Source organism: Bacillota bacterium (genome assembly GCA_040754675.1).
Classification (GTDB): domain Bacteria; phylum Bacillota; class Limnochordia; order Limnochordales; family Geochordaceae; genus Geochorda.
Window position 1 is genome coordinate 1 of the sequence record JBFMCJ010000307.1, and the last position, 4,911, is coordinate 4,911.

Genomic DNA, 4,911 nt, shown 5'->3' on the forward strand with positions numbered 1-4,911 from the left:
TGCCGTAATGCCTGGTTCGGGGACCCCCAGGTATATGAAGTCGGGGGTCGGGCCGGAAGCTCCGTGAGTCAGCAACAAGTAGTAAGGCCCCTCTCTTACAGCACACAATTCACCCGAAAAATCAAAGAAGAGCTGGTTAGAAAGACCCAGGTTGCTTCGAAAGACCGCCCTGCGAGGGAGCCTTTCCCGCGACTGGACATGGCTTATCGTTATGACACAGCGGGGGGTCTTCAATTCCAGATGGCGACAATTATCAGCAGCATTGGGTGCTACCTGATACTCGAACGGTATCTGGTTTGAGTCCACCAGCCTCTTCATCTCGAAATCCACGGCAACCCGACGCAAGTAGCCAAGGACGTCCCGACCAACAGGCCAGTTGAGCCATTCAATCTCCTGGCATAAGTCATAGCTTATGGCGTACGCCCTGTTGATCGCGCCGACAAGAAGCCAACGCACCTGTTGCGGGATCTCCTGCTCGATTAAGGACCAAGCAACGCTGCCTTCCATGCTTTCCCTCCCGTAGTTGCTTTGCCGGGTACGCAACTACTTTACCAGGACCTGGCCTGTTTGTCAACTACAATACAGCTAGTGGGTACCATCGTCAACTATCCCTTGCCCGAGAACCGGTATTCCAGCAAGCTTGTGCTCTCTCAGCCGTCAGTAACCGAACGTGGTCCGTCAGAGCGGCTTCAAACTAGCCCATGGTGGGGCTCGAGCCCACGACCTCCTGCTTGCAAGGCAGGCGCTCTCCCGGCTGAGCTACGGGTCCACCAGTATTCCGCATGGAATTAACCCACGATCTCCCGGATCCGCGCCAGCTTCTCGCGGGCGATTTCGAGTTCATCAACCACCCGCTTGTACTCCGCAAACGGCACCATCGGCGGCTCCGGGAACGCCGTCTCCAGCAGTTCTGGCGACGCCTTGTCCAACAGCCACCACGAGCGCGGCCGGTCGCCTATAGCGGCCAGGAATGCCCGCACGTGCTCCGGCATGGCATCCGGCAGCTCCCCGATGGGGTAGATGGGCAGGCCGATGGGAGAGAAATCCTCCAGCGCCACCTGCCACATGGCAGCCACCTGGTCGGGTCGCTTCTTCGCCAGCGCGTAGTACATCTGGGGCATCACCGCCACGCACCCGGCCTGGGCGAAGGCCTTGGCCGGGTACCGGGGATGGTAGCGCATGTTCCAAAAGGGCGCGAAGGCGAGTTGGGCCCCGGGCACCTGGGACAGCACCCGTTCCACGAACCGCCTGGCCCAGTCGTCGGAGCCGGGGACCTCCCACTCGCTCTCGGCGTCAATGACGTAGCCTGAAGCTCCTTCCTTGAGCGACTGGGCGGCGGCGTCGGCCTCCTTGAGCAGGTTGCCGTACTTGTTCCCGTAGCAGTAGCCCCATGCCAGCACGAGTACGCCTTGCCCCTGCGCGGCCTGGAGCACGGCCCGGAACTGCTCCTGGAAGCCAAACTTGGCGTCGTCGGCCGGGTCGCCGTCATGGTACTTGACTATCAAGCCCGCGCCCAGCCTCTTGGCCGTTGCTACGGCGGCCGCCGCGCCGCCGCAGTCGCCCACCCGGAACACCCACAGCAGGTTCCGCGCGAAGGGGTTCATTGCCCGCCACCCTTTGCGTTTTCCTTCATCTTGCTGGCGCCGGCGTAGATCCAGGTGACGATCCCGCCGAGGCCCACGCCCACCACGACGATGGCCGTGCCCGCCGGCCAGAGGGCATTGGCTACGCTGACCACGACCCCCATCCCGATGGCCACGAGCGGGGCAAACCGGCGCTTCACCCAACCGGCGATCTTGAGGGCCTCGAGTGTGACCCAGATCGCCGCGGCGGCAGAGACGCCGCCGATTGCCAGGTCCTTCAGTCCTTCAGTATTCATGTTCTTACCTCCCCGTGATGATTTAAAGGGCCATGCCGACGCAGGCGCTCGACAGCAGCGAAATGATCACCGTCACCGCCCACGTCGGCCGCCGACCCCAGTCCTCCCGCAGCCGGCGGAGATCTTTCTGGATGTCCGCCAGCAATCCGTTCTGTTTGACCCGCCATTCTTCCAGGTCGGAAACTCTCTCGTCTATCCGGGCGACTTCCACCTCCAGGTTGGCAGCCACCGGAGACCACCTCCTGCAGCCGGCAGGGAAACTTCTGCCAACAGCGAATATGTTTTGACCAAGTAAAGAGCGGAGGAGGTATGCCAAGTTGCGCCAGTATGTGGACCGACTTATGCAGCTCCGAACAGAACTGTCCGTCGCATACGAGCGCGAGGACAAGCAGAAGTTCCTGACTCTATCTCAGGAACTTGACCGCCTCATTCTGGACATCATGACCGAGAGGAGGGCTGGTCTTGGAACTGGAGGATCTGTGCTCAAGGATCAGGCAGCTTTGCCGGGAGATGATGGCCACCGAATCGGAGGCAAAGCTCCGATCCCTCGCGCAGGAGTTGCTGGCCCTCCTCGACCAGCTCATTGATGCGCTCAAGAGCGAAGAGTAAACAACAGGCGCCCCGGCTGGGGCGCCTTCTGCTTTCGGTGGGGACCTCGAGACCCCGGGCACAGCAGGCCACCTCCTCACACGATCTTGCCGAGCACAACTCCGCCGTTCCCCAGCATGGCCACCAGCACCCGGTCTCCTGCGGCCGGCGCATAACTCGCGAGGTAGGGCCAGGTCCGGGTGCTGGGGCTCCCCTCGCCGTCGAACTGCACCTGTGGCCGGCCCGAGGTGTACCCCGCCGGGATGGTGCCCAGGCGGAACACTGGTGGGCCAGTGCTGCGCCGCATGATGTCCAGAAAGTCCTCCGGCCTCATACGGAAACGACCCTCCTCGCTCTGTGGTAATGCCTAGCCCCCGCCTTCAGGTCAAACCCCCATCCCACCTCGGCGTACTTGTAGGCGATTCCCAGCTTGCTATAGTGCAGTTCCAGCACGTCCGAGTCGCTATGGAACGGCATGATTGCCGTCTCGAATTCTACCTGCTCGTACACCTGCGAGGCCTCGAACGCTATCCTGGCGGCCATTGCGTCCAAGCTGGCCTGGTCGGCGGTGTCCACCTCGCGGTAGTCCACGATGGTCCGTCCCCTGCTCACGGTGCTGGTCGGCGAGTCCGGGTTGCTGTTGGTATATGTGCTGGTGAGCACCGCCCGGTCGGGCTGCGATACAACCAGTACCCACTTGTTCGGGACCCCAAAAAGGTCGAGGCCCTGGCTCACCTCGGGGAAGACGACCGACTGGTCATCGTCCCGGTAGGTATACTCCGGCGCCCGCTCTGGTGGCGACCGGTATGGCTCCGCGACCGCGGTGCCGTTCTCGTCGATCCACAAGGACCGGTAGTTGATTGCGGCCAGCAGGTCATTGACCACCTGCAGCTTCTTCGTCCCCGGCGGCCAGTCCCGGTCCGCCGGCAGGGTCTTGTCCGTCGGCGTAAGGTTCTGCTGGGTCAGGCCTGCGCCGTCCAGTACCGCCCTGAGGGCGGCGGCGGTGACAGTGTACCGGTCCGCCAGCTTGTCGTCCACGAGGACCTGCAAGAGGTCATAAGCCTCTACTTGCCGGGTCACCACTCCGGCCTGGCTCACTCTACGGGGTGGTGTCGTGAGCAACTGGACCATCGTGATCGACCTCGGGCGCGACCCGGCCACGGGGAAGCGGAAGCGGCTGGTCCGTGGCTTTAAGGGCGCCAAGCGGGAGGCCGAGCAGGAGTTGGCCAGGCTCCTGGTGGAGTACGAGCAGGGCACGCAGGTACAACCCAGCCGGATGACGGTCGCGGAGTACCTCCGGCGGTGGCTACAGGACTACTGCTCCGTGAATCTCCGGCCCAGGACGTACCAGGGCTACCGCATGTACGTCGAGCGGCACCTGATCCCGAACCTGGGCCAGATCGAGCTCGGCAAGCTTCTTCCGATGCACCTTCAGTCCTTCTACTCCAAGGCCCTGCGGGAAGGCCGGCTTGACGGCAAGGGCGGCCTCTCGCCCCGCAGCGTCCAGCTGATCCACCGTATCCTCCACGAGGCGCTGGACCACGCCGTAAAGTGGCAGCTCGTGCCGCGCAACGTGGCCGACGCGGTGGAGGCCCCGCGGCCTCGCCGGCCGGAGATGAAAGCACTCGATCCTGCGGGGGTCAGGGCGCTGCTCAAAGCCGCCGAGGGGCACCCGGATGAGGTGCTCATCCACCTGGCCATCTTTACCGGCCTCAGGCGCGGCGAACTGCTGGCGCTCAGGTGGGAAGACGTGGACCTGGAGCGGCGGGTCCTGCACGTGCGACAGGCGCTTACGAAGCTCCAGGGCAAGATCGTGTTCCAAGAGCCGAAGTCCCACAAGAGCCGCCGCACTGTGGCCCTCGCTCCGGGCACCGTTGCCCTGCTGCGGGCGCACAAGCGGAGGCAGGCTGAGAACCGCCTGCGGCTAGGCGCCGAGTACCACGATCGCGGGCTGGTGTTCTGCCGGGAAAACGGGGAACCCCTCGATCCCTCGACCATAACCCACCGCTTTGCCGCCCTGGCGAAGCGGGCAGGCTTTCCTGGCCTGCGGTTCCACGACCTGCGGCACACGCATGCCACGCTGCTGCTGGCCCAGGGCGTGCACCCGAAGGTGGTGCAGGAGCGGCTCGGTCACGAGGACATCAGCACGACCCTCAACACGTACAGCCATGTGCTGCCCGGGCTCCAGGAGCAGGCGGCCGCGAGGCTGGAAGACCTGCTGCGGAGTTAGGGCACCGATTGGGCACCGATTTTGTGTCGGGACCGCTGATTCCAAAAACAAGAAAAGCCGCGAACCTTTTGCGGCTCTATGATTTTGCTGGTGGACCATGCAGGACTCGAACCTGCAACCCTCCGATTAAGAGTCGGATGCTCTACCAGTTGAGCTAATGGTCCACCTGATAGTGGTAGCGGCGGCTGGATTCGAACCAGCGACACTGCGGGTA

Annotated in this window: 8 protein-coding genes and 1 tRNA gene; 2 read left to right on the forward strand and 7 right to left on the reverse strand. The window is 63.4% G+C overall.

Annotation, left to right across the window (positions count from 1 at the left end):
- The 4 genes from AB1609_15500 to AB1609_15515 all read right to left on the reverse strand — a co-directional run.
- Positions 1 to 507, reverse strand: a 507-nt coding sequence (locus AB1609_15500; protein ID MEW6047858.1) for a hypothetical protein, incomplete at its 3' end; no start/stop codon positions are given.
- A gap of 281 nt (positions 508 to 788) precedes the next feature.
- Positions 789 to 1,604, reverse strand: coding sequence for a hypothetical protein (locus AB1609_15505; GenBank protein ID MEW6047859.1), 816 nt, complete (start codon positions 1,602 to 1,604; stop codon positions 789 to 791).
- Positions 1,601 to 1,879 (reverse strand): hypothetical protein, encoded by a 279-nt coding sequence (locus AB1609_15510; protein MEW6047860.1) that lies wholly within the window; start codon positions 1,877 to 1,879, stop codon positions 1,601 to 1,603. Before AB1609_15510 ends, AB1609_15505 begins: the two co-directional genes overlap by 4 nt.
- Positions 1,880 to 1,901: 22 nt before the next feature.
- Positions 1,902 to 2,108 (reverse strand): hypothetical protein, encoded by a 207-nt coding sequence (locus AB1609_15515; protein MEW6047861.1) that lies wholly within the window; start codon positions 2,106 to 2,108, stop codon positions 1,902 to 1,904.
- A 233-nt stretch (positions 2,109 to 2,341) separates the two neighbouring features.
- Here AB1609_15515 and AB1609_15520 point away from each other — a divergent pair, with 233 nt between their 5' ends.
- Positions 2,342 to 2,488 (forward strand): hypothetical protein, encoded by a 147-nt coding sequence (locus AB1609_15520; protein MEW6047862.1) that lies wholly within the window; start codon positions 2,342 to 2,344, stop codon positions 2,486 to 2,488.
- Positions 2,489 to 2,564: 76 nt separating this feature from the next.
- On the opposite strand, the gene AB1609_15525 is transcribed toward AB1609_15520, so the two are convergent.
- Both AB1609_15525 and AB1609_15530 read right to left on the reverse strand, forming a co-directional pair.
- Positions 2,565 to 2,801, reverse strand: a complete 237-nt coding sequence (locus tag AB1609_15525; protein MEW6047863.1) for a hypothetical protein — start codon at positions 2,799 to 2,801, stop codon at positions 2,565 to 2,567.
- Positions 2,798 to 3,547, reverse strand: a complete 750-nt coding sequence (locus AB1609_15530) for a hypothetical protein (protein MEW6047864.1) — start codon at positions 3,545 to 3,547, stop codon at positions 2,798 to 2,800. The genes AB1609_15525 and AB1609_15530 overlap by 4 nt, the downstream gene beginning before the upstream one ends.
- Before the next feature lie 34 nt (positions 3,548 to 3,581).
- On the opposite strand from AB1609_15530, the gene AB1609_15535 reads away from it, so the two are divergent.
- Entirely contained in the window at positions 3,582 to 4,697 is a 1,116-nt protein-coding gene (locus AB1609_15535; GenBank protein MEW6047865.1) for a tyrosine-type recombinase/integrase, read from the forward strand.
- Between the two features lie 88 nt (positions 4,698 to 4,785).
- Here AB1609_15535 and AB1609_15540 read toward each other — a convergent pair.
- A tRNA-Lys gene (locus AB1609_15540) sits at positions 4,786 to 4,861 on the reverse strand.
- Positions 4,862 to 4,911: the final 50 nt, after the last annotated feature.